This window comes from Dactylosporangium sp. NPDC005555 (genome assembly GCF_040605635.1).
GTDB lineage: Bacteria > Actinomycetota > Actinomycetes > Mycobacteriales > Micromonosporaceae > Dactylosporangium.
This window is the reverse complement of record NZ_JBEXDG010000049.1, coordinates 1-22,173: the sequence shown is the minus strand read 5'-3', so window position 1 is coordinate 22,173 and position 22,173 is coordinate 1. Positions and strand designations below refer to the sequence as shown.

Genomic DNA, 22,173 nt, shown 5'->3' with positions numbered 1-22,173 from the left:
TCACGCCAGGGCCAGGGCCAGGGCCAGGGCACCGACGAGCGGGGCGTCGTCGACGAAGGTGGCGGTCGTCAGGTGTGGCGGGAAGGGCACCGAGCGGGTGAGGGCTGTCGCCACCCGCGGGAGGATGTGCGGGGCGGCACCCATCAGGCCGCCGCCGATGACGACGCGTTGCGGGTCGAGGGTGACGCAGAGGTTGGCGATCGTCCGGGACAGGGTGTCCAGTGCCTCGTCCAGCAGTTCGCCGACGCCGGGTTCGGCGTGCAGGTCGAACAGTTCGGCAGCGGTCACCTCCCGGCCGAGCAGCGCTGAGCCACGGCGGGCCAGGGCGCTGCCGGAGACCGCCTCCTCCAGCGGGGCGTGGCCGTCGGCGAAGGCCGGGGCGGAGGCGGAGTCGCGCAGGTAGCCGATCTCGCCCGCGGCGCCGTGGGCACCGGGCAGGACCCGGCCGCCGGCCACCAGTGCGGCGGCCAGACCGGTGCCCAGGTTGACGTAGAGGCCGATGTCGACGCCGCGGAGGGCTCCCCAGCGCAGCTCGGCGGCGGCGCCGGCGTTGACGTCGTTGTCGATCGCGACGGGGGTGTCACCGAACTCGGTACGCAGGAGCCGTGGCAGTGCCATGCCGTCCCATCCGGGCACGTTCGGGGCCAGACGGACCACGTCGTCGCGGACCACGCCGAAGGTCGAGACCCCCACCGCTGCCGGGGTGCTGAGCAGTTCCCGCGCTGCCGTCAGGGTGCGCTCGACGACCTGCAGCGCCCCCGCGGCGCCCTGGGTGGGCAGGCGCATCATGGTGTGCGGGCGGCCGTCGGGCGCGTCGACGGCCGCCGTTCCCAGCGCGACCTTGGTGCCACCGAAGTCGATCGCCAGTACGTGCCGCGTCACCTGGGCTGCCCCCGCCGGGCGAGCGAGTCGATCGCCACGGCTATGGCGAGTACCGCGGCGGTGACCATGTACCGCACCGAGGAGTCGACGCTGAGCAGCAGCATGCCGTTGGTGATCGACTGGATCACCAGGATCCCCAGCAGCGCGGCGTAGGCCCGGCCCCGGCCGCCGAACAGCGACGTGCCGCCGATGACCGCCGCGGCGATCGCCATGAGCAGGGTGTCGCTGCCGCCGGAGCTCTGGTTGACCGCGGCGAGCCGGCTGGCCGCGAGAATCCCGCCGAACGCGGCCAGGGTGGACCCGGCGACGAACGCGAGGACACGGATCCGGGTGATGTCGATACCGGCCCGGCGCGCCGCCTCGGCGTTGCCGCCGACCGCGTACATGTGACGGCCGAAGACGGTGTGCCGCAGCATCAGGTCCAGGCACACGACCAGGGTGCCGAAGATGACGAGCAGCAGCGGCACCCCGCGGTCGGCCGACAACACCAGCACCACCACCGCGAGGACGGCGGCCAGGCCGGCCAGCCGCAGGGTCAGCCACAGGCCGGAGGTGACCGGCAGGTCGGCCTCGCGGCGCAGCCGCCGGTTGACCAGTGCGCCGGCGCTCCAGCCGGCGACGATGAGCGCCGCCACCAGCCAGCCGGCCCACGGCGGCAGCCAGGTGCCGCTCAACCGCGCGAGAAACCCGTCGAACGGCAGGTTGATCGTCCCGCCGCGGCCCAGCAGGTACAGCATCAGGCCCTGCCAGCCGATCAGCCCGGCGAGCGTGACGACGAACGAGGGCATCCGCAGCTTGGTGAGCATCCAGCCGTGCAGCAGGCCGACCAGCACGGCGCAGCCGAGCGCCGCGGCGACCGCGACCAGCGGGTTCCAGCCGTGGCGCACGGACAGGATCGTCATGACCACCGCGCACAGGCCGCTGACCGAGCCGGCCGACAGGTCGATCTCGCCGAGCAGGATCACCATGATGATGCCGAGTGAGATGGTGCCGGTGGCCGCCATCTGCAGGGCCAGGTTGGTGAGGTTCTCCGCCGACAGGAAGTGCTCGTTGAGGGACCCGAACACGACCGCGATCAGGATCAGGCCGCCGACGACCGGCCATGCGCCGAGGTCGGCACGCGTCGCCGCGCGCAACGGTCGCAGCGGCTTGACGAGTGTCGTGGTCATGCGGCGCCTCCGGTGATGGCGGCGACGACGGCCTCCGGGGTGGACGCCGCGGTGCTGAACTCGCCGGCGTTGCGGCCCAGCCGGAGCACCACGATCCGGTCGCTCACCGCCCGGACGTCGGCCAGGTTGTGGGAGATGACGAGCACCGCCAGCCCCCGGTCGCGCAGGCGGCGGATCAGGTCGAGCACCTGCGCGGTCTGTTCGACGCCGAGCGCGGCGGTCGGCTCGTCGAGGATCACGACCCGCGGCTCGCCGATGAGCGCCCGGGCGATGGCGACGGACTGCCGCTGGCCGCCGGAGAGCATCGCGACGGGCACCCGGATGTCACGGATCCGGACGTCCAGCGAGGACAGCAGGTCCCGTGCCGAGCGCTCCATCCGGATGTGGTTGAGCACCGTCCAGCGACGGCGTTCGGCGCCGAGGAACAGGTTGCCGACGACGTCGAGGTTCTCGCAGAGCGCGAGGTCCTGGTGGACGGTCGACACGCCGAGCTGCTGCGCCTCGTGCGGGCTGGCGATCCGGACCGGGCGGCCGTCCTGCTCGATCGCCCCGTCGTCCGCGGTGACGACGCCGGAGAGGACCTTGACGAGGGTCGACTTGCCGGCGCCGTTGTCGCCCACCAGGGCGACCACCTCGCCGTCCGGCAGGTCCAGGCTCACCCCGTCGAGAGCCTGGACCGCACCGTAGCGTTTGCTGATGTTCGAGGCGGCGAGCACTACTGGATTCCCGCCTTGGTGCACGCCGGGACGACCGGGCCGGTGCAGATGTCGGACGCCTTGTAGAAGCCGTCCTTGACGATGGTGTCCTTGATCCGGTCCGCGGTGACCGCGATCGGGTCGAGCAGGAACGCGGGGATGTCCGCGGTGCCGTTGGCGACCTTCGTCGGCGCGGCCGGCTTCTCGCCCTTGGCGAGCGCGACGGCCAGTTCCGCGGACTTCTCCGCCTCCTGACGGATGTCGAGGTAGATGGTCATGTACTGCTCTCCGGTCAGGATCCGTTGCACCGCCGCGAGTTCCGCGTCCTGGCCGGTGATCGGTGGCAGGGTCGGGTAGCCGGCGCGCTTCATCGCCGCGATCGCACCGCCGGCCATGCCGTCGTTGGCGGACAGGACCCCGACGATGGTGTCCCGGCCGAGCGCGGTGATGGCCTGCTCCATCTCCTGCTGGGCCTTGTCCGGGCTCCAGTCGGGCGTGTCGAACTCGCGGCCGATCTGGACCTTGCCGTCGAGGACCTTGTGCGCACCGGTCTTGTAGTCGGCCGAGCTGGGGTCGGTCGGGGCGCCGTTGAGCATGACGATCTTGCCCTTGTCGGCCGTCCCGGCCTTGGTCAGCGCGTCGAGCAGGGCCTGGCCCTGCATCTCGCCGACCCGGACGTTGTTGAAGGAGACGTAGTACTCGTAGCTGATCTCGGAGATCAACCGGTCGTACGCGATGACCGGCACCTTCTTCTGCTTGGCCTGGTTCACCAGCGACGCGACCGCGCTGGCGTCGACGGCGTCGAGCACCAGCACGTCGGCGCCCTGGGCCAGGGCGGCCTCCACCTGCTGCTGTTGCTTAGCGGCGTCCTGGTCGGCGTTGGCGTAGAGCAGCTTGCAGTCGGCGCACAGCGCCTTCACCTTGGCCTCGAACAGCGGCCGGTCGAACGCCTCGTATCGGGTCGTCTTGGACTCCGGCAGGAACAACGCGATCGTCGGCGCGTCGTCGCCGGTCGGCTTGTCTGTGGCGTTGCCGCCGCACCCGCTGACAACGGCGGCCGCGATGACGACTGCGACGAACCATCTGGCTCTCACGGAGGGACACCTTTCCTGAGAAGGGTTCTGCAAGCATGCTGAGCCACCCGGCGGACCTTGGCAAGGTCCTTTACGAATTTGATAAATGACCTTTCTTAATTGGTATGGCACGCTGGTCAGGTGCAGACCACCGGCACCGCGAGCACGACCAGCGTGCTGCGGGTGATGAACGAGCGCGCCGTCTTCGCTGAGATCTTCCGGCTGGGCAGGGTGTCGCGCCCCGAGCTGGCCCAGCACACCGGGCTGTCCAAACCCACCGTGGCCGTGGCGCTCACCAACCTCGAACGCGCCGGGCTGCTGCGCCAGGTCGGGATGCGCGCGGGGGCGGCCGGACGCTCCGCGGTGCTGTACGAGGTGCGCCCCGAAGCGGGCTGGGTGTTCGCGGTCGACGTCGGCCGCTCGTACGTCCGCGTCGGCCTGGCCAACCTGGTCGGCACGGTCGTCGCGCGCAAGGACGAGTCGTCGCGGGGCACCCGCGCCCGCGACCTCGTCGCGCAGCTCACCCGCCTCGCCGAGGAAATGGTCGCCACGGCTGGCATCACGCGCAACGACATCACGCTCGCCGTCTTCGGTACCCCCGGCATCCACGACAAGGCGACCGGCGCCCTGCACCTGGCACCGAACCTGCCCGGCTGGGACCGGCGCGGGAGCGTCGAGCGGCTGGCGGGCATCGCCGGCTCGACGTATGTGGTGGAGAATGACGTCGACCTGGCGGCCGTCGGGGAGGCGAGCTACGGTCTCGGCCGCGGTGTCCAGCATTTCGTCTACGTCTCCATCGGCACCGGCACCGGCATGGGCATCATGATCGACGGCAAGCTGTACCGCGGGTTCCGCGGCGCGGCCGGCGAGATCGGCTACCTGCCGGTCGGTGAGGGCGACCCCCTGCTGGACGCGCCCGCCGCGCGACGCCGCGGCATGTTCGAGTCGGTGGCCTCGGCCGACGGTGTGGTCGCGCTGGCGCAGCGGATGGGCCTGCACGACGCGGCAAACGCGAAGGACGTCTTCGGCGCCGCCCGTGCCGGCGACGAGACCGCGCGGCTGGTCGTGTCCAGAGTGGTGGACCATGTCAGCCACGCGCTCGCCGGGATCACGGCGGTGCTCGATCCGGAACTCGTCGTCCTCGGCGGCGGCGTCGGCAGCCAGCCCGGCGACCTGCTCACCGGCCCGGTCGCCGAGCGGCTCCGCAACCTCGTCGCGCTGCATCCGCCCCGCATCGAGGTCTCCACACTCGGCACGGACGCCGTCCTGCTCGGCGCGCTCGCCGTCGGTCTGACCGAGGCGCGCGACCTGGTCCTCGAACGGACGGCACGCGCCCGCTGACACCGACGACGCCGGGGGCGGCGGGCCTCTGACCCCCCGCCCCCGGACTCCGGATCAGGGCACCGGCACCGAGACCGCCGGGACGTTGTAGCCGCGCACCCGCAGAAAGGCGGGCGACCCGCCCAGGTCGGCGGTGGCGTAGACCGCCGTGACCTGGGTCGACTCGCCGGGGAAGAGCGAGACGTAGTTGTCGGTGTAGGAGACCGGCACGACCTCGTTGCCGCCGTTGCCGGCGGTCACCTCCGGGCGTACGAAGAACGCGATGTTGGTCGGGCTCGTGTTGGTCAACGTGATCGTGACCGTCTCCTGCCCGCCGGCGACCGATCGGGATACGCCCGTGGTGACGCCGGTGTTGGCGGCGAGGCTGTTCAGCCCGGTGAGGTTGGCGTAGGTCTTGACGCTGGTGGAGTACCAGTTCTTCTTGTTGCCCAGCGCGTCGGCTGTGGTGGAGTACCAGTAGAGGTTGTTGCTGACGGTCGTGCCGCTGGAGTCCTTCAGCTGGAGGCGGACGAAGTAGGTCGACGTCAGTCCGGTGATCGCCGGCAGCGTCAGGATCGGCGCGGAGGCGTTCGCGGGCGCGCTGACCGCGACGCTGGTGGTGTACTTCTGGGTCAGGTCCGGGACGTTGTACACCGTGGCGGTGGCGGTCAGCCCGGTCCTGCCGGTGAGGGTGGAGTTCACGACATATGCGTTGCGGCTGAAGTAGTCGTAGGCGATGTGGACCGACTCGGTGGCCTTCTTGGTGCCGTAGAACGATCCGCCCGGCTTGAAGTAGTAGTCGTACAGGTTCCAGTGCAGCGCCGGCCACGCGTTGTTCTGCATCCACCAGATGCTGCCGAACGACTGGGTGTGCTGCTGGGCGCTCCACGCCTCGAAGAACGAGCGGGTGTTCTCGTAGTTCATCACCTCGGACTTCCTCGAGTAGTCCGCGGCGCTGGTCGTGGTGCCGTACCGCCGGTTGAGGGCAGTGGTGTAGACGTCGGTGTTGTCGAAGACGCTGCCGCCCCGGCCTGCGTGGTAGTTCCAGACCGCGTTGCCGACCGGCCAGGTCTGTGCCGGGGTGAGGAACCGCGAGAGGCTCTCCAGCGGCGGCGGCGCCTCGGTGCCCTCCTCACCGGTGGTCCCGAACGCCGAGCCCTGGCGGGTGAGGTCCCACCACAGCACCGGCGGCTCCCATTTGTAGGGGCCGTCCATCTTCATGCCCGCGTTCGCGTTGGACCAGGTCGCGACGTTGTCCACGGTCGGGTTCTGCCAGTGCAGGCCGGCGGCGATGTTCTTGTACGCGGTCAGATGCGCCGCCGTCGGCGGCTGGTCGCTGCCGTAGTTCCACATGAACGTGCTGGCGTGCGCGCGCAGGGCCCGCATCTGGGTGTTGAGCGATGCCTGGGCGACGGTGGTCTGCTCCGCCGTCCAACCGCTGTCGTTCTCCCAGGCGCTGCAGCAGACGAATCCCGGCATGATCATGATGCCGGCCGCGTCGGCGAGGTCATAGAACTCCTGGTTGCCGAGCGTCCCTTCGAGGCGGATCGTGTTGAGGCCCATGCCCTTCACGTAGTCGACGTGCGCCTTGTTCGTCCTGGTGTCCCACCGTTGCAGCAGGTCCCAGACGTACCCGCCGCCGCGGAACAGGATCGGCTGGCCGTTGACCTTGTACCCGACGAAGGAGGTGCCCTGCACCGTCGTGCGGTAGTCGGTGAACTGCCGGACGCCGAAATTGATCGTCTTGCTGTCGGACGCCGCCCCGGAAACGCTTGCCGCCGTCGTGACCTGGTACAGCTCGGGGCTGCCGAATTGGTACGGCCACCACAGCACGGGGTTGACGACGTGCAGCTGCGGGTGACCGGCGGGATCGAAGACGAGCTCGCGGCGCTCGCCCGCCGCCAGTGTCACGGTCTGGCTCGCCGTGATCGTCGGCTGGCCCGGCTTGCTGATGGTGGCGGTGACGGTCGTGGTGACCGGCGCCGCCGTCGCGTTGATCGCGTCGGCGTAGACGGTGAGGTCGGCCGCATTGGTGGCGGGCAGTGGCAGGACGGTTTTGACGTACGGGTCACGGACGGCGACCGGACCCGTCGTGTCGACGAACGTGCGGCCCCAGATACCGGCGTTCATGTCGGGCGCCTCAGGGTTCCAGTCGACGGTGCACACCGACAGGTCGGCGCAGGCGTGCCGCGGCGGGGTCACCCGGATCGCGATGGCGTTCAACGCGCCGGGCACGATGGCGCCGGTGACGTTGTATTCGTGCGAGACGAACGTGCCGACGGCGTTCGCGTCGAGCTGCGTGCCGTTGAGCCAGACCTGGGCGCGGTAGCTCAGGCCCTGCAGCCGCAGCCAGTAGACCTGCCCGGGGCTCGCGGCCGCGGCGGTGAACTGGCCGCGGTACCACCAGTCCTGGCCGGTCAGGTCCGGCACGGACTGCAGGTTCGTGCCGGCGTAGATGTTGGTGTAGACGTTGTTCGCCACCAGCCCGGCCAGCACGGTCGAGGGCAGGGTGACCGGGCTCCAGCCGGCGGTCGGGTAGCCGACCTGGGAGATCGTGGCGCCGGTGTCGGCCAGGCCGGTGGCGGAGCGCAGGGCCCAGCCCGAGGTCAGCTCGGTGGAGCCCACGGCGGCGGCCGAGGCGCCGCCGGGGCCGAGCGCACCGATGGTCAGGACCGAGGTCACGGTGAGCAGGAGCGTGGCCAGCGCTCGACGATACATCATCCGATTTCGTGACAATTTGCACCTCCGACGGGTATGCGGAGCCGCAAGCCCGGTGGCGTTGCGGCCCCGCCGGCGGTTACGAGCCGCTCGGCCAGGTGACCTGGGCCGAGTGGTAGTAGTTGATGCCCATGACGTTCCAGCGTGGTCCCTGCGCACCGAGGCGCTGCTTGAACGCGGTGAGGTTGTGCGTGCTCCATGGCGACCAGCCCAGTTCGGCGATCGCGGGCAGCCGCGGGAAGGCCATGTACTCGATGTCGGCCGTGGTCACGAGCGTTTCTGACCACAGCGGTGCCTCGACGCCGAGCACGGCGGTCTCGCCGGCACCGGTGAGGTAGGCGCCCGGGTTCCATTCGTACGCCGTGTTCACGTCGATGAGACCGGCCCACTTCTGACCGAGCCTCGTGTTGTTGCGGTACTTCATGTCCAGGTAGGTCTTGTTGGCCGGGGACATGACCACCTTGGTACCGTTCGCCACCGCCGCGGCCAGCGGCGCATTGCTGGTGGTGGTGCCCCAGAACTGGGCCACCGTCGAGGGCAGCGGGGTCGCGTTGGCCACGTCGTGCCATCCGACGACGGTCTTGCCGTGCGCGGCGACGATCTGCTGTACCCGGTTGATGAAGTACGAGTAGTCGGCCGCGGTGGTGGAGCTGGCCTCGTCGCCGCCGATGTGCACGTACGGGCCCGGGGTCAGCGCGGCGATCTCCCCGATCACCTGGTCGATGAACGTGTACGTCAGCTCCAGCGGCACGCACAGCGAACTGAACCCGACCTGCGTGCCCGTGTACCGGGCCGGCGCCACGCCGTCGCAGTTGAGCTGCGCGTACGAGGCGAGCGCGGCATTGGTGTGCCCGGGCATGTCGATCTCGGGAATGACCGTGATGTACCGGTCGGCCGCGTAGTTCACGATCGCCGTGTAGTCCGCCTGGGTGTAGTAGCCGCCCGGCCCGCCGCCGACCTGCGTGCCGCCGCCGTAGGTCGCCAGATTCGGCCAGGAGTTGATGGCGATGCGCCAGCCCTGGTCGTCGGACAGGTGCAGGTGCAGCACGTTGATCTTGTACAACGCGAGCTGGTCGAGGTACCGCTGGACCTGGGCCACGGTGAAGAAGTGCCGCGCCACGTCGAGCATCGCACCGCGGTGCGCGAACCGCGGGTGGTCGACGATCTGCCCGCCCGGCACCGGCCACGGTCCGGACTGGAGTGTCGCCGCGTCGGCGGTCACGGGCAGCAGCTGCCGCAGCGTCTGCACGCCGCGGAACAGCCCGGCGGGCTGGTTCGCCCGGATGGTGATCGCGCTCGCGGTGACGTCGAGTTGGTAGCCCTCGGCGCCGACGCTGGGCGGCGCACCGGTGAGCAGCAGGGCGATCCCGTCGGCCGGGCCGGCGACGGTGGTGACGACCGGCAGCGGCAGCCCGGTCGAGACCCGCAGCCGGGCTGCGAGCTGGTTGGCGATGGCCGCCGCCGGTGCGGAACCGGGCGCGGCGTAGATGGTGGTGGACGCGGTGATGCCGTGGCTGACCCCGGGCGTGGCGGTAGCCGTGACCGGGACCGGGACGACCGAGCTGAACGCGACAGCGGTCGCGGCGGCGGCGGGAGCGGTGGTGGCGGACAGGAGGGCGGCGACAACGCCGAGGCCGGCGAGGGCCCCGCCGAGTCGTCGTGGCAGGGAGGGGGTGGCCATGACGGTCCTCTCGCAGAACGCACCAGCCTGCGGGCGGGCTCGCACCCACCAGCAGGTATTTGCATTTGACGATCCCCAGTCCAGCCAGGATGGCATGGGCCCGAGCAAGAGGCAAGGTGCTTTACAAATGGCGCCCGGGTCACGCGACGACGACACCAAGAAGATCCTCGACGCGTGTAAGGGCGAGTCGTTCGTGAATCTGCGGGACGAGGCTCTGATCCGGCTGTACTGCAACACCGGCGCCCGCCTGTCGGAGGTCGGGAATCTGCTGCTGACCGATCTCGACCTGAACACCGAGTGAGCGACCGGGCGCGGGGCCGCGACGCCCAGCGCGGGCCGCGCCGGGCGACCGGCGTCGCCGCCGTCCCATCCCCGCCGATGCACACGTGGTCGGGTCCGGTGCCCAGCGGGGACACCGGACCCGACAGTTGCGATCAGGGCGCCCAGAAGTTGCCGCTGACGACGATCATCACCTGGAGCTGGATGCTCGTCGAGTAGTAGTCGTCGCTGGTGAACGACGTGTTGACCATCTTGGTCCACAGCGCGTCGAGCCACGTCTGGCTGCCGGAGTCAGTGAGCGCCGCCACCGCGAACGGTGCGAAGAACGCCGGCTCACTGCCGGAGGAGATCGCCGTGCCGCTCAACGAGTAGCCGACGGCGATGCTGTTCGGGTTGCCGCCGGTCTTGCCCCGCACCCAGGTGTTGAGCTTGCGGGCCGAGGCGAGCGAGGCGGCGTTGCCACTGGTCACCGCATCCGTGCCGATACGCCACGGGGTGCGGCAGGAGTTCCAGAAGTACTTGCCGTCGTTCGGGTCCTCGAGCACCTCGCCGGGCGCCGGCCGCGCCGTGGTGTTGGTGTCGACGACGAAGTCGGGCAGCAGTCCGGTGCTCGACGCGTACCGGCTCTGCAGGTCGGTGATGAGGCTCTGGTGCGCGGTGCGGATGGTGTCCCACGCCGTGTCACCGGTGGCCGTCTTGAATGCGCGGAAGTGGTCGATCATGAAGTCGGACGGCCGGGTGGTCCAGTAGAGGCTGTCGCCCGGGGTGCTCCAGTCGCCGAGGAGCAGCAGATGGGTCGTGGGGTTGACCTCGTTGGCCTTGATCGCATTGATGTGCCTGATGGCCAACTGCTTGTAGTTGTAGGTTCCGGCGCTGCCCCACTGCTTGTCGGCCAGAAGCAGCCCGTACGCGACGTCGAGATCCCCGTCGGTCGCCGAGTCCGAACCGTTGACGCTCTTGCAGGCCGTGTCCTGCTCAGCTGCGAGCAGATCGGGGTTGTGCACGGACGGATGGGCCAACATGTATTTGACCAGCCCGTCGAAGACGGTCTTCGCGTTCGGGTCGGCGCCGGCCATGGTGGCCACGATCGCCATGCCGTAGCCCTGCGCCTCGGCGACATAGGGGTGATCGGCGTCCGGCGAGATGATTTCGTACCAACCGTTGCCGCAGTTCTGCCTGACGAACGCGGCCTTCCACTTGTTGTAGTAGGTGACGACCGCCTGGTCCACAGTGGACTGCGTGCCGCTCGGCCTGAGCGTGCCGCTCACATAGGGGAAGAGGTGACTGCCGAAGGGCACGGCCGGACCGCCCGGCGGCGGTCCGGTGTCCACGGCGACGCTGAGCTTGTCGACGTTGGGCCCGCCGTTGGCGGTGGTCGCGGTGGCGCGGATCGTGTTCGTGCCGGCGTTCACCGCTGCCGTGACCGTCTTGGTCTGCCAGGTGTCCCAGTTGCCGGTACCGGGGAAGGACAGTGCGCCGGAGACCACCGTGCCGTTGACGGAGATGTCCATCGGCCGCCGCTGCCGCAGGCCCGGTCGCGGTTGACCGACCAGAACGTCAGGCGGGCCAGGTGGTGCTGTTGCGCGTACGCCAGAATCGTCTGGAAGTCGGCGAGCGTGACGGTCTCGTCGGTCTCGTCGGTCTTGCCGTTCATCGACGAGATGCCGATCCTCGTGTAGGCCACGGCATCGCTGTAGCCGTAGGCGTTCTTGACGGCGTTCTTCAGGCCGTCGGCGGCACTGACCGACGCGGCGCCCATCGTGCCGCTGTGCCCGCCGAAGTCGAACGGCATGATGGTCCAGCCGTCATTGTTCAGGCCGGCCGCGGCGCCCTTGTTGATGAGATCGACGCCGTCGGAGTCCGGCCCGGTCGGGGTCGTGCCGAACGTGACGAACGTCTTGATGCCGGGGTTGCATCCGCCGTCGGAGAGCATGAAGGCGAGCGTGAAGAACTTGATGCCGGTCGCCGACATCACCGAGGTCGGGCTCTGCGGGTTGCCCCAGCCGAAGTACTCGTACGGCGCGACGGCCATGTCGTACGCGACGACGCCGACGTTGTCGGTCGAGGCACCCCACGACAGGTTGATGCTGTTCTCGGTGATGGTGCCGCAGGCGGGCTGTCCGGGCGCGGTCGGCGGTGCGGTGTCGCCGGGGACGCCGGTGCTGAGCCGGTCGACGTTGGGCCCGCCGTTGGCGGTCGTGGCGATGGCCCGGATCCGGTTGGTACCGGCGGAGAGGCCGACGGTCAACGTCACCGTCTGCCAGGTGTCCCAGTTGCCGGTGCTCGGGAACGACAGGGCACTGCGCACGAGGGTGCCGTTGACCGTCACGTCCATCGGCCGGTCGACGCTCGCGCCGTTCGCGACACCGTTCGCGTATCGGATGGCGACGCTCACGTTGCCCGCGGTGGCGGCCGGGATCGACCATTCGACGTAGCTTCCGACGATGTTGTCGTAGTTCACGAAGCCGGTGCCGGTGAACCCGGTGTGGTTGGACTCGACCGCGCCCTGTGAGACGGTCGCGTTCTCCGCCTGGTAGTCCGACGTCGGCGGCGCGACGTCGACGTCGCGCCGGTCGACGTTGGGGCCGCCGTTGACGGTCGTCGCGACGGCACGGATCCTGTTGGTGCCGGCGTTCACCGCAGCGGTGATGGTCTTGGTCTGCCACGTGTCCCAGTTGCCGGTGCCCGGGAACGACAGCGAGGTGGCGACCGCCGTGCCGTTGACGCTGACGTCCATCGGCCGGTCGGTTGTGGTGCCGTTGGCGAAGCGCAGCCCGATCGTCGCGGTGCCCGCCGTGGCGGCGTTGACGGTCCACTCGACGTAGCTGCCGGTCGCGTTGTCGTAATTGACGAATCCTGTTCCGGTGAAGCCGGTGTGGTTGGACTCCACGGCGCCGCCGGAGATGGTGGCGCTCTCTGCCTCATACCGGGTCGCGGCGGCCTGCGCCGGTTCCGCCAGCGGAAGGATCGCGGCCACCACTGCTGTCTACTGCAGCGCGACGAAGAGCGGCTCCATCGACTGACGCAAGCTGTTCCGGTGGTCGCATGACCGCATCGGGCCTGCCCTCGCCGATGTGGCCCTATGACGGCGCATCGATACAATCTCCAGCACGGGTGGCGTGCGGGGGATTGACCCGCCGGCTCAAACACCTGGCCGCCACCGCCGGTGTCCGGATGCCAAGGATGCATCCGCACATCTGCGCCACACGTTCGTCACGACCATGCTCGACGCCGGCGTCAGCCTCCGCGACGTGCAGATCGCCGCCCGCCACGCCGACCCGCGAACGACGATGCAGTACGACAGGCCCCACCCAGATGGCCCAGTGGGGTGCCGACAAGATCTGCTCGTCGTGCTACCGGTGGGCGAAGAGCAAGCTCGGGGGAGCCGACGCCCCGCCCTCGCTGGGCATGGGCAACATGCAGGAAGGGTCATGGGACGCGGTGAAGTGAACCGGCTCCGCGACGGCGAGCAGCCGTTCCACAGCTGGGGGCTGTCGAAGCGGCAGGCCGCCGCCGTCACCACGGGAGGGAAGGGGCTGCTGATCATCCGCGCCTACTGCGGCGACGGCTGACGCGCTGAACACCACGCGACCGGGTCAGGTGCCGCTGCGTTGGCCACCGGTGGTCAGGCCGCGACGACGACCTCGGTGCCGGCCCGGCGGATCGCCTCCACGTGGTCGTGGTCGGCGCCGGCGTCGGTCACCAGGACGGCCACGTCGGTGATGACGCAGATGCGGGCCAGGCAGTTGCGGCCGACCTTGGAGCCGTCGGCGACCACCACGACCCGGTCGGCGCGGCGGATCATCGCCGCGTTGGTGTGGGCCTCGATCTCGTCGTGGGTGGTCAGGCCGCCGCGGGCGCTGATGCCGTCGACGCCGACGACGGCGACCTCCATGTTGAGGCCGGACAGTGCCTGGTCGGCGATCGGGCCGACCAGCTCGTAGGACTGGGTGCGGGAGACGCCGCCGGTCATGATGAGCTTGAGCCGGGGGCGCAGGGCCAGCTCGGAGGCGATGTTGAGGGCGTTGGTCACGACCGTGAGGTCGACCCGCTCGGCGAGCAGGCGGGCCAGGATGTGGGTGGTGGTGCCGCCGGTGAGGCCGAGCGTCAGGGGTCCGCGGGGCAGCAGGGCGGCGGCCCGCTGGGCGATGAGGGCCTTCTCCTCGCGGTGCTGCCCGACCCGGTAGCGCACCGGCAGCTCATAGGCCATGTCCACGGCGACGGCGCCGCCGTGGGTGCGTGACAGCAGCTTCTGGTCTTCGAGGACCTGCAGGTCGCGGCGGATGGTGGCGGCCGAGACGCCGAACTCCTCGGCGAGCTCACCCGCGTCGACGGAGCCGAGACCCGACACGCGTTCGAGGATGGCCGACACGCGGTCGGCCCGGCGCAGGGAACTCTGCGGCATGGAGGCTCCGATTCCAACAATGATCAAACGCGCAGTCAGGATAGTTCGTTTCCGTCTGGAACGTCAAAGAACCTTGCGCGCTTCTGTGCCGCCTGCGGACAATCCGAACCATGACTGTGATCACGTTCCTCGGCGCGGGCAGTGTGGTGTTCACCCGAGAGCTGCTCGCCGACCTGCTCGCGTTCGACGAGTTGCGCGAGGTGACGCTCGCCCTGCACGACATCGACGCGGAGCGGCTGGAGACCGCCGAGGCGATCGCCCGCCGCACCGCCGAGCAGCTCGGCGCCGCACCGAAGATCATCACCAGCCTGGACCGGCGGGCCGCTCTGGACGGCGCCACCTACGTCATCAACGCCATCCAGGTGGGCATGCACGCCGCGACGGTGCGCGACTTCGCGGTCCCGGCGGGATACGGGCTGCGCCAGACCATCGGCGACACGGTCGGCGTCGGCGGGATCTTCCGCGCCCTGCGGACCTTCCCGGTACTCGCCGGCATCGCCGCGGACATGCGTGCGGTGTGCCCGGACGCGTGGCTGCTCAACTACACCAACCCGATGGCGATGAACGTCGCCTACCTGGCCGCGATCGCCCCCGATCTCAACGTGGTCGGCCTGTGCCACTCCGTCTTCTGGACCGTGCACGACCTGTGCGCCCTCATCGACGTGCCGCTCGACGAGGTCGACTACCGTGCCGCGGGCGTCAACCATCAGGCGTGGCTGCTGCGCTGGGAGCACCGCGGCGAGAACCTGTATCCCCGGCTGGACGCCCGCATCGCCGAGGATCCGCAGCTGCGCCGCCGGGTGCGGATGGACATGTACCGCCGGCTCGGCCATTTCCCGACCGAGACCAGCGAGCACTCCGCCGAGTATGTCCCGTGGTACCTGCATCACGACAGCGAGGTGGAGCGGCTGCGTATCCCGGTGGGGGAATACGTGCGCATCAGCGAGGCGAACCTCGCGGACTACACCGCCACCCGCGCCACGGTTCTCGCGGGCGAGCCTCTGGACCTGCACCGGGACGCGACCGAATACGCGCCGCAGGTGATCCACAGCATGCAGACCGGCACCCTGCGCCGCATCCACGCCAACGTCGCCAACCTCGGGCTGATCAGCAACCTGCCGGAGGGGTTCGCGGTGGAGGTGCCGTGCGTCGTGGACCGGCTCGGCGTGCGCCCGGAACGGGTCGGCGCACTGCCACCGCAGTGCGCGGCGGTCAACCGGGGGTTCGTGAGCGTCGGCGAGCTCACCGTGCGGGCGATGCTCGACGGCGACCGGCGCCTGGTCCGGCAGGCGGCGATGGTCGATCCGAACACCGCCGCCGCCCTGACCCTCGAGCAGATCTGGGCGCTGTGCGACGATCTGACCGAGGCGCACGGCGACCTGCTGCCCCCCGCATTGCGTGGGCGGATCGCCTTCTAGGTATCAAACGCGCAATGCAGGATGCTCACTTGTGCAGACGGTCTTGTGGCGCAAATATAAACGAGCATAGTTTCCGTGCATGAACGACACCACCCTGGAAATCGCCAGCCAGCCGGACGTGTGGCGGCGGGGGCTCACGCTGGCCGGTGAGGCCCGCGCTGCCCTCGCCGCGCCGGGCGAGCGGACGCTCGTGCTGGGCTGCGGCACCTCCTGGTTCATCGCGCAGAGCCTGGCCGAGCTGCGGGAGACCGCCGGCTTCGGCGAGACCGACGCCGTCTGCGCGTCCGAGTTCGTCCCGCGCCGCCGGTACGACCGGGTCGTCGCGATCACCCGTTCCGGCACGTCGACCGAGGTGCTCGACGCACTGCGCCGGCTGCCCGCCGGGGTGCACCGGGTGGCGGTGACCGCCGTGGACGGGGAGCCGGTCGACGACCTCACCGACACCCGCATCCTGCTCGACTTCGCCGACGAGCGCAGCGTCGTGCAGACCCGCTTCCCGACGACCGTGCTGGCGATGACCCGGGCGGCCTTCGGCGAGGACCTCGGCCACCTCGTCGCCGACGGCGAGGCCGGCCTCACCGCGCCGCTGCCCGCGGACCCGGCGACGGTCCGCCACCTCGTGTTCCTCGGCACCGGCTGGACCGTCGGGCTGGCCCACGAGGCGGCCCTCAAGGTGCGCGAAGCGGCGCAGGCGTGGTCGGAGTCCTACCCCGCGATGGACTACCGGCACGGCCCGGTCGCCGTCGCCGGACCGCACAGCCTCGTCTGGTCGTTCGGGGCGGTGCCCGGCCCGCTCGACGACGTCGTGCGCGGCGCCGGTGCCGTGCCGTACCGCGACGTCCGGGACCCGCTCGCCCAGCTCCTCCTGGCCCAGCGCTTCGCGGTCGCGCTCGCCGCGCACCGCGGCCTCGACCCCGACCGTCCCCGCCTGCTGACCAGGTCGGTCGTGCTCGCCTGAACCCGCGTTCCATCCCCAGTGCCCCCGCCAGGCACCCGACAGCCCTCGGCAACCCCCACTGAAGAGGTGCAGCGATGACGATCCCCACCCGAGGTATCCGAAGGACCAGACTGCTGGCCGGCGCCGCCGGCGTCGCCCTGTTGCTCGGCGCGTGCAGCGGCGGCTCCAAGGCCGACGACACCAAGGACGCCGCCGAAGGCTACGACCCGGCCGCCCAGGTGACCATCACCTGGTGGACCGGGCAGACCACCGAGGCCGAGGTCGCGGCGGAGCAGCTCGCGGCCGAATACACCAAGGCACACCCGAACGTCACGATCAAGACCTCGACCGGCGCCTCGACCACCGACGACCTGCTCACCAAGCTGTCGGCCGGGTTCACCGGCGGCAGCTACCCCGACATCTCCTACGCCTACGGCAGCTGGGCCGGTGAGCTGGCGACCAGCGGCAAGACCCAGAATCTCGCCAAGTACGTCGCGGACCCCGCCTTCGGGTGGCAGGAGATTCCTGAGGCGGCCCGTACCACGGCCACCTACGACGGCAGGGTCATCGGCGTCCCGGCGCTGGTGGACAACCTCGCCCTCATCTACAACCCGAAACTCTTCGACGACGCCAAGGTTCCATACCCCACCGACCAGTGGTCATGGGACGACTACCGGGCCGCGGCGAAGAAGCTCACGAACGCGGCGCAGAACCAGTACGGCACGGCGTACTCGGTGTCGGGCAGCGAGGACACCACCTGGCACCTGTGGCCGATGCTGTGGCAGCGGGGCGGGAAGATCCTCGACGGCAAGAAGCCGGCGTTCAACTCCGACGCCGGCGTCGGCGCGCTCGAACAGCTGCGGGCGATGGCGGTCGACGACAAGTCGATGTACCTCGACCAGACCGACGAGAAGTACGTGCCGCTGTTCGCCGACGGCCACATCGGCATGATCATGTCGGGTCCGTGGACGCTGCTGGACCTCAAGGAGGCCGGGATCGAGTACGGCGTCGCGCAGCTGCCCGGGTACAACGGTGACCACCAGACCGTGTCCGGCCCAGACCTGTGGGTGCTGTTCGACCATGCCGACGCCAACCGGGCCGGTGCCTCCCGCGACTTCATCAAGTGGTTGACCAGCAAGGAGACCGACGCGAAGTGGAACCTCGCGATCGGTAACCTCCCGCTGCGCTCCAGCGAGCAGGGCACCCCCGAGTTCGCCTCCTACGTCAAGGAGTACCCCGGCGGCCAGAAGTTCTTCGACAACCTGGTCAACGCCAAGCAGGCCCGCCCGACCCTCGCCGGCTACGAGGAGATGTCCCGCAACGTCGGCGACGCGATCGCCAAGGTGCTGCAGGGCGCCGCCAAGCCGAAGGAAGCACTCGACGACGCGGCCAAGAAGTCGGTCGGGGTGTTGGAGGACTCGTGACACTGACGTTCGCGGTCCCCGCTCGCACTGATGCACAGCGGGCGAAGCGGCAGACCCGGCGGCCGGCGATCCGGCGGACGCTCACCGGCTGGGCGTTCGCCGGACCGGCGACGATCATCGTGGTCGGGCTGTCGCTGTTCCCCGCCATCTGGGCGTTCTTCATCTCCCGCACCAAGTGGAACGGCATCGCCGAACCGCAGGACATCGGCTGGCGCAACTACGAGCGGCTCGCGCAGGACCCGGACCTGGCCGCCGCGGCCCAGCACACGCTGGTGCTGACCGTACTGTTCGTGCCCGCGTCGATCCTGCTCGGCCTGCTCATCGCGATCGCGCTCAACCAGCGGATCCGGCTCATCGGGTTCTACCGCACCTGCATCTTCGTGCCCTACGTCGCGTCCGCGGCGGCCACCGGCATCCTGGCCGGCTACGTGTTCAACCCGCAGTTCGGCGCCGCGAACGAGGCACTGCGCCGGCTCGGCCTGCCCACCCAGCAGTTCCTGGAGAACCCGCGGCAGGCGCTGCTGGTCGTGTGCCTCATCGCGTTGTGGGGCGAGGTCGGCTTCACCACCGTCGTGTACCTGGCGGCACTGCAGGACGTGCCGCGGGAACTCGTCGAGGCGGCGACGATGGACGGCGCCGGCCGGTGGCGGATCTTCCGCAGCGTCACGCTGCCGCAGCTGCGCCCGGTCACGCTGTTCACCACGGTCTGGCAGAGCATCACCGCGCTGCAGCTGTTCGACCTGATCTACACCACGACCCGCGGCGGCCCGATGAACAGCACCCAGACGATCGTCTACTACATCTACGAACTGGCGTTCCAGACCCGGCGGCTCGGCTACGGCGCGGCCGTGGCCTACCTGCTGTTCGCGGTGACGCTGCTGCTCACCGCGCTGGTGATCTGGCGCAGCCGGCGCAGCGGCGAGGAGGCGTTCTGATGCGAGCCAAACGCTGGCTGCGGCTGCCCTTCAGTCCGTGGCACCTGCTGCTGATGCCATTGTCCTTGCTGTTCGTTCTGCCGCTGGTACAGATGGTGCTCACGTCGTTCATGACCGATCGGGAGATCAACCGTTTCCCGCCCCGGTTCCTGCCCAGCGGCCTGCATCTGGACGGCTACCGGAAGCTGTTCGAACAGTCGCACATCCTGCTGTGGTTCGGCAACACGGTGCTCGTCGCGGCCGTGTCCGTCGCGTCGCACCTGGTGCTGTGCTCGGCGGCCGGCTACGGCTTCGCCCGGATGCGCTTCGCCGGGCGGGGCGTCGCGTTCGTGGCGATCATCGCGACGGTGATGATCCCGATCCAGCTGCTGATGATCCCGACGTACCTCATGTTCGCCCGGCTCGGCATCGTCGACACCCTCGCGGCGGCGTTCGTGCCGTGGCTGGCATCCGCGTTCGGCATCTTCCTGATGCGGCAGTTCTTCCTGAACCTGCCGGTCGAACTGGAGGAGGCGGCCCGCATCGACGGGTGCGGCGTGTGGCGCACCTTCGTCAGCATCGTGCTGCCACTGGCCCGGCCGGCGCTGGCCACGCTCGCCGTCTTCACCCTGCTGTCCAGCTGGAACGACCTGCTGTGGCCGCTGGTCGCGATCAGCGACGACCACCGCTTCACCCTGCAGGTCGGGCTGGCCAGCTTCCAGGGCACCCGGCGCACCGAGTGGTCCCAGCTGATGGCCGGCAACGTCGTGGCGACCATGCCGCTGATCCTGGCGTTCCTGCTCGCGCAGCGACGGTTCATCGCCACGATGACCTTCAGCGGATTGAAGGGGTGATCTCGTCGATCGTCGCCTGGGCCGCGGTGCCGCCCGCGGCCCGGGTGCTCAGCGAGCCCGCCTGCGCGGCCCAGGCCAGCGCCTCCGGGATGTCCCGGCCGGCCGCGCGGGCGGCCAGGAACCCGGCGTTGAAGCTGTCCCCGGCGCCGGTGGTGTCCACCACGTCGACCGGCAGGCCGGGCGCCGTCGCCGAGCCGACACCCGGCCACCAGGCGCGGCCACCATGGGCGCCGTCCTTGAGCACCACCGCGGTCCCGCCGGCCACCAGCCGGGCCGCGGCGTCGTCGATGGCGGCCTTTTTGTCAGGCCCGTCAGCGTCGGCCGGCTTGCCACCCGTCACCGCGAGCAGTTCCGCCGCATTGGGCAGGAACACGTCGGTCACCGCGAGGATCTCCGCCAACCCCGCCCACCGGCCCGTCGGGTCCCAGTTGGTGTCCAGGGACGTGCTGACCCCCAGCCGCCGGGCCCGGGCGAACACGCCGGCCAGCCCCTCGTGCAGCCGCGGCTGCAGGAACAGCGACGCCACGTGGACATGCCGGGCCGAGGCCAGCAGCTCGTCGGTCACGTCGGCGGGGACCAGCGCCGGGATCGTGCCCGGCAGGGTCAGGATCGCCCGGTCGTCCGGGGCGGACAGGATCACGCTGAGCCCGGTCGGCGTCTTTTCCACGGACTGTGGCAGGAGCAGCTCCACCCCGCGCTCGGTGAGCCGCTCCCGGACGAACGCGCCGAAGACGTCGGTGCCGACGGCCGCCAGCAGCCCCGTGCGCAGCCCGAGGCGGGCGCAGCCGGCCGCGGTAATGGCGGCCGAACCGCCCAGCACCAGGTCGGCCGCGTCGAGCAACTGCTCCTCCTGGCCGAACCGTGGGCGCACGTCACCGCGCAGCACCAGGTCGGGGTTGGCGTCACCGATCACGAGCACGTCGAGCCGCATCGTCACTCCTCGCTCAATGTTCGTATGGACAGTATCAGTTGGCTGATCACGCTCATACGGCGAGCTTTCGCGCAAAAACAGCTATTGACATCCGTCTGTTTGTGCAGTTGAATCGCTCGCACGACGCGATCGAGCCCAGCCGGTAGCGGAGCCCCTCCCAAGTCCGGCACACAGGTCGCCAGGGTGCTGCAGCACCCGAGGCGGGGCAGATCCCGATCCCCTCGGAGTCAGTCCTGTGAGAACCGCACTGCGCCGTGTCGGCGTCCTCGTCCTGGCGGCGACCGCCGTCGTCGGCCTCGGCATCGGCAGCGGCACCGCCGCCGCCGCCACCTACACACTGCCGCCGGTCAACGCCAAGTTCGACTACCAGATCGGCGCCCCCTACACGCCCCCGGCCGGCGTCCAGGTCGTCAGCCGCGACCGGACCGTCGCACCGGCGGCCGGCCTGTACAACATCTGCTACGTCAACGTGTTCCAGACCCAGCCCGACGAGATCGCGTGGTGGCAGGCGAACCACGACGACCTGCTGCTGCGCGACGCCGGCGGCCAGTACGTCATCGACGGCGACTGGGGCGAGAACCTCATCGACGTCTCCACCGCAGCCAAGCGCACCGCCGTGGCCGCGATCGTCAACGGCTGGATCGACGGCTGCGCGGCCAAGGGATTCAAGGCCGTCGAGCCGGACAACATCGACTCCTACGACCGCTCCAACGGCCTGCTCACCAAGGCCAACGCCATCGCCCTGCTGAAGCTGATCGCCACGCACGCGCACGACAAGGGCCTGGCGATCGCCCAGAAGAACACCACCGACCTGGGCACCGCCGGCAAGTCCGCGGGCCTGGACTTCGCCGTCGCCGAGGAGTGCGGCCGCTACAGCGAATGCGGCGACTACACCGCGGTCTACGGCAACAACGTCATCGCCATCGAGTACACGAAGAGCGCCTTCACGAAGGCGTGCCGCAGCCACGGATCCGCGATCTCGATCGTGCTCCGCGACGTCAACGTCACGGCACCGGGCAGCAGTACCTACAAGTACGACGCCTGCTGACCCAGGCGTTCCATGCGGGCGGCAGCGGCTCCGGTCAACCCGGCTACCGGTGCCGCCCGCGCCTGTCGTGCTGTGCGGCGCGGTGATTGCACGATCCCCGACAGTGACCGCCCGCGATCGTCATGGCGAGCTACCGCACATCGCTGCAGGCCGCGCTCGACACTGCCCAGTTCCGGACCGCCCCGTGATGCGCCGATGTGGTCCTGGTTCGCGGTGACCTGGCCACCCTGCCGGCGGGCTGCCGGCGGTGCCACCGGCGTCCGGCTCGACGTGCCGGCGGGTGACGACGAACTGACCCGCCTCGGCGGCACGCTCAACGACATGCTCGCTGCTCTGGACACTGCGCTGCAGCGGGAGCGGCGGTTCGTCAGCGACGCCAGCCACGAGCTGCGCACGCCGCTCACCCTGCTCGCCGCGGAGCTCGA

The 22,173-nt window shown here is 70.0% G+C and carries 21 protein-coding genes; 11 read left to right on the top strand and 10 right to left on the bottom strand.

The genetic code is table 11. The features are described from left to right. The 4 genes from ABZS58_RS37815 to ABZS58_RS37800 are packed head-to-tail and all read right to left on the bottom strand — an operon-like array spanning window position 1 to window position 3,840. Window positions 1–882, bottom strand: coding sequence for an ROK family protein (locus tag ABZS58_RS37815; protein WP_354788252.1), 882 nt, complete (start codon window positions 880–882; stop codon window positions 1–3). After that, complete coding sequence (locus ABZS58_RS37810; RefSeq protein WP_354788251.1) at window positions 879–2,051, bottom strand: sugar ABC transporter permease; 1,173 nt, start codon at window positions 2,049–2,051, stop codon at window positions 879–881. Before ABZS58_RS37810 ends, ABZS58_RS37815 begins: the two co-directional genes overlap by 4 nt. Further along, entirely contained in the window at window positions 2,048–2,767 is a 720-nt protein-coding gene (locus ABZS58_RS37805; RefSeq protein ID WP_354788249.1) for an ATP-binding cassette domain-containing protein, read from the bottom strand. Before ABZS58_RS37805 ends, ABZS58_RS37810 begins: the two co-directional genes overlap by 4 nt. Next, the gene (locus ABZS58_RS37800; RefSeq protein ID WP_354788247.1) at window positions 2,767–3,840 is read right to left on the bottom strand and encodes a sugar ABC transporter substrate-binding protein; all 1,074 of its coding nucleotides are present in this window, start codon (window positions 3,838–3,840) and stop codon (window positions 2,767–2,769) included. The genes ABZS58_RS37805 and ABZS58_RS37800 overlap by 1 nt, the downstream gene beginning before the upstream one ends. Window positions 3,841–3,960: 120 nt before the next feature. Here ABZS58_RS37800 and ABZS58_RS37795 point away from each other — a divergent pair, with 120 nt between their 5' ends. Then, window positions 3,961–5,160 carry an ROK family transcriptional regulator gene (locus ABZS58_RS37795; protein ID WP_354788246.1) on the top strand — a complete coding sequence of 400 codons (1,200 nt, stop codon included), beginning with the start codon at window positions 3,961–3,963 and terminating at the stop codon, window positions 5,158–5,160. A 54-nt stretch (window positions 5,161–5,214) separates the two neighbouring features. Here ABZS58_RS37795 and ABZS58_RS37790 read toward each other — a convergent pair whose 3' ends face one another. Continuing rightward, window positions 5,215–7,860 carry a hypothetical protein gene (locus tag ABZS58_RS37790; protein WP_354788245.1) on the bottom strand — a complete coding sequence of 882 codons (2,646 nt, stop codon included), beginning with the start codon at window positions 7,858–7,860 and terminating at the stop codon, window positions 5,215–5,217. A gap of 76 nt (window positions 7,861–7,936) precedes the next feature. Beyond that, on the bottom strand, window positions 7,937–9,538 hold the full coding sequence (locus ABZS58_RS37785) for a family 20 glycosylhydrolase (RefSeq protein WP_354788243.1): 1,602 nt from the start codon (window positions 9,536–9,538) through the stop codon (window positions 7,937–7,939). 127 nt (window positions 9,539–9,665) lie between these two features. Here ABZS58_RS37785 and ABZS58_RS37780 point away from each other — a divergent pair, with 127 nt between their 5' ends. Continuing rightward, window positions 9,666–9,839, top strand: coding sequence for a tyrosine-type recombinase/integrase (locus ABZS58_RS37780; protein WP_354788242.1), 174 nt, complete (start codon window positions 9,666–9,668; stop codon window positions 9,837–9,839). Between the two features lie 133 nt (window positions 9,840–9,972). Here the strand turns inward: ABZS58_RS37780 and ABZS58_RS37775 are convergent, their stop codons facing one another. Continuing rightward, window positions 9,973–11,328 (bottom strand): glycosyl hydrolase family 8, encoded by a 1,356-nt coding sequence (locus ABZS58_RS37775; protein ID WP_354788241.1) that lies wholly within the window; start codon window positions 11,326–11,328, stop codon window positions 9,973–9,975. Then, on the bottom strand, window positions 11,226–12,794 hold the full coding sequence (locus ABZS58_RS37770) for a carbohydrate-binding protein (protein WP_354788240.1): 1,569 nt from the start codon (window positions 12,792–12,794) through the stop codon (window positions 11,226–11,228). The genes ABZS58_RS37775 and ABZS58_RS37770 overlap by 103 nt, the downstream gene beginning before the upstream one ends. 338 nt (window positions 12,795–13,132) lie before the next feature. Here ABZS58_RS37770 and ABZS58_RS37765 point away from each other — a divergent pair, with 338 nt between their 5' ends. Then, on the top strand, window positions 13,133–13,267 hold the full coding sequence (locus ABZS58_RS37765) for a hypothetical protein (protein WP_354788239.1): 135 nt from the start codon (window positions 13,133–13,135) through the stop codon (window positions 13,265–13,267). Continuing rightward, window positions 13,249–13,389: a hypothetical protein gene (locus tag ABZS58_RS37760; RefSeq protein ID WP_354788238.1), complete on the top strand. Its 141-nt coding sequence runs from the start codon at window positions 13,249–13,251 to the stop codon at window positions 13,387–13,389. The genes ABZS58_RS37765 and ABZS58_RS37760 overlap by 19 nt, the downstream gene beginning before the upstream one ends. Before the next feature lie 53 nt (window positions 13,390–13,442). Here the strand turns inward: ABZS58_RS37760 and ABZS58_RS37755 are convergent, their stop codons facing one another. Further along, the gene (locus ABZS58_RS37755; RefSeq protein ID WP_354788236.1) at window positions 13,443–14,222 is read right to left on the bottom strand and encodes a DeoR/GlpR family DNA-binding transcription regulator; all 780 of its coding nucleotides are present in this window, start codon (window positions 14,220–14,222) and stop codon (window positions 13,443–13,445) included. Window positions 14,223–14,332: 110 nt separating this feature from the next. Between ABZS58_RS37755 and ABZS58_RS37750 the strand changes: the two genes are divergently transcribed. The 5 genes from ABZS58_RS37750 (at window position 14,333) to ABZS58_RS37730 (ending at window position 19,769) form a co-directional block, all read left to right on the top strand. Then, window positions 14,333–15,640: an alpha-glucosidase/alpha-galactosidase gene (locus ABZS58_RS37750; protein ID WP_354788235.1), complete on the top strand. Its 1,308-nt coding sequence runs from the start codon at window positions 14,333–14,335 to the stop codon at window positions 15,638–15,640. A 79-nt stretch (window positions 15,641–15,719) separates the two neighbouring features. Next, entirely contained in the window at window positions 15,720–16,598 is an 879-nt protein-coding gene (locus ABZS58_RS37745) for a sugar isomerase (RefSeq protein ID WP_354788233.1), read from the top strand. 74 nt (window positions 16,599–16,672) lie between these two features. Next, the gene (locus ABZS58_RS37740; RefSeq protein ID WP_354788231.1) at window positions 16,673–18,001 is read left to right on the top strand and encodes an ABC transporter substrate-binding protein; all 1,329 of its coding nucleotides are present in this window, start codon (window positions 16,673–16,675) and stop codon (window positions 17,999–18,001) included. Next, on the top strand, window positions 17,998–18,936 hold the full coding sequence (locus ABZS58_RS37735) for a sugar ABC transporter permease (RefSeq protein ID WP_354788229.1): 939 nt from the start codon (window positions 17,998–18,000) through the stop codon (window positions 18,934–18,936). The genes ABZS58_RS37740 and ABZS58_RS37735 overlap by 4 nt, the downstream gene beginning before the upstream one ends. Beyond that, entirely contained in the window at window positions 18,936–19,769 is an 834-nt protein-coding gene (locus tag ABZS58_RS37730) for a carbohydrate ABC transporter permease (protein ID WP_354788228.1), read from the top strand. The genes ABZS58_RS37735 and ABZS58_RS37730 overlap by 1 nt, the downstream gene beginning before the upstream one ends. Here the strand turns inward: ABZS58_RS37730 and ABZS58_RS37725 are convergent. Then, window positions 19,750–20,700: a sugar kinase gene (locus ABZS58_RS37725; protein WP_354788227.1), complete on the bottom strand. Its 951-nt coding sequence runs from the start codon at window positions 20,698–20,700 to the stop codon at window positions 19,750–19,752. The genes ABZS58_RS37730 and ABZS58_RS37725 overlap by 20 nt on opposite strands. A gap of 271 nt (window positions 20,701–20,971) precedes the next feature. On the opposite strand from ABZS58_RS37725, the gene ABZS58_RS37720 reads away from it, so the two are divergent. Next, window positions 20,972–21,748 (top strand): endo alpha-1,4 polygalactosaminidase, encoded by a 777-nt coding sequence (locus ABZS58_RS37720; RefSeq protein WP_354788317.1) that lies wholly within the window; start codon window positions 20,972–20,974, stop codon window positions 21,746–21,748. A gap of 195 nt (window positions 21,749–21,943) precedes the next feature. Next, the coding region (locus ABZS58_RS37715; RefSeq protein WP_354788225.1) for a HAMP domain-containing protein at window positions 21,944–22,173 on the top strand (230 nt) is incomplete at its 3' end.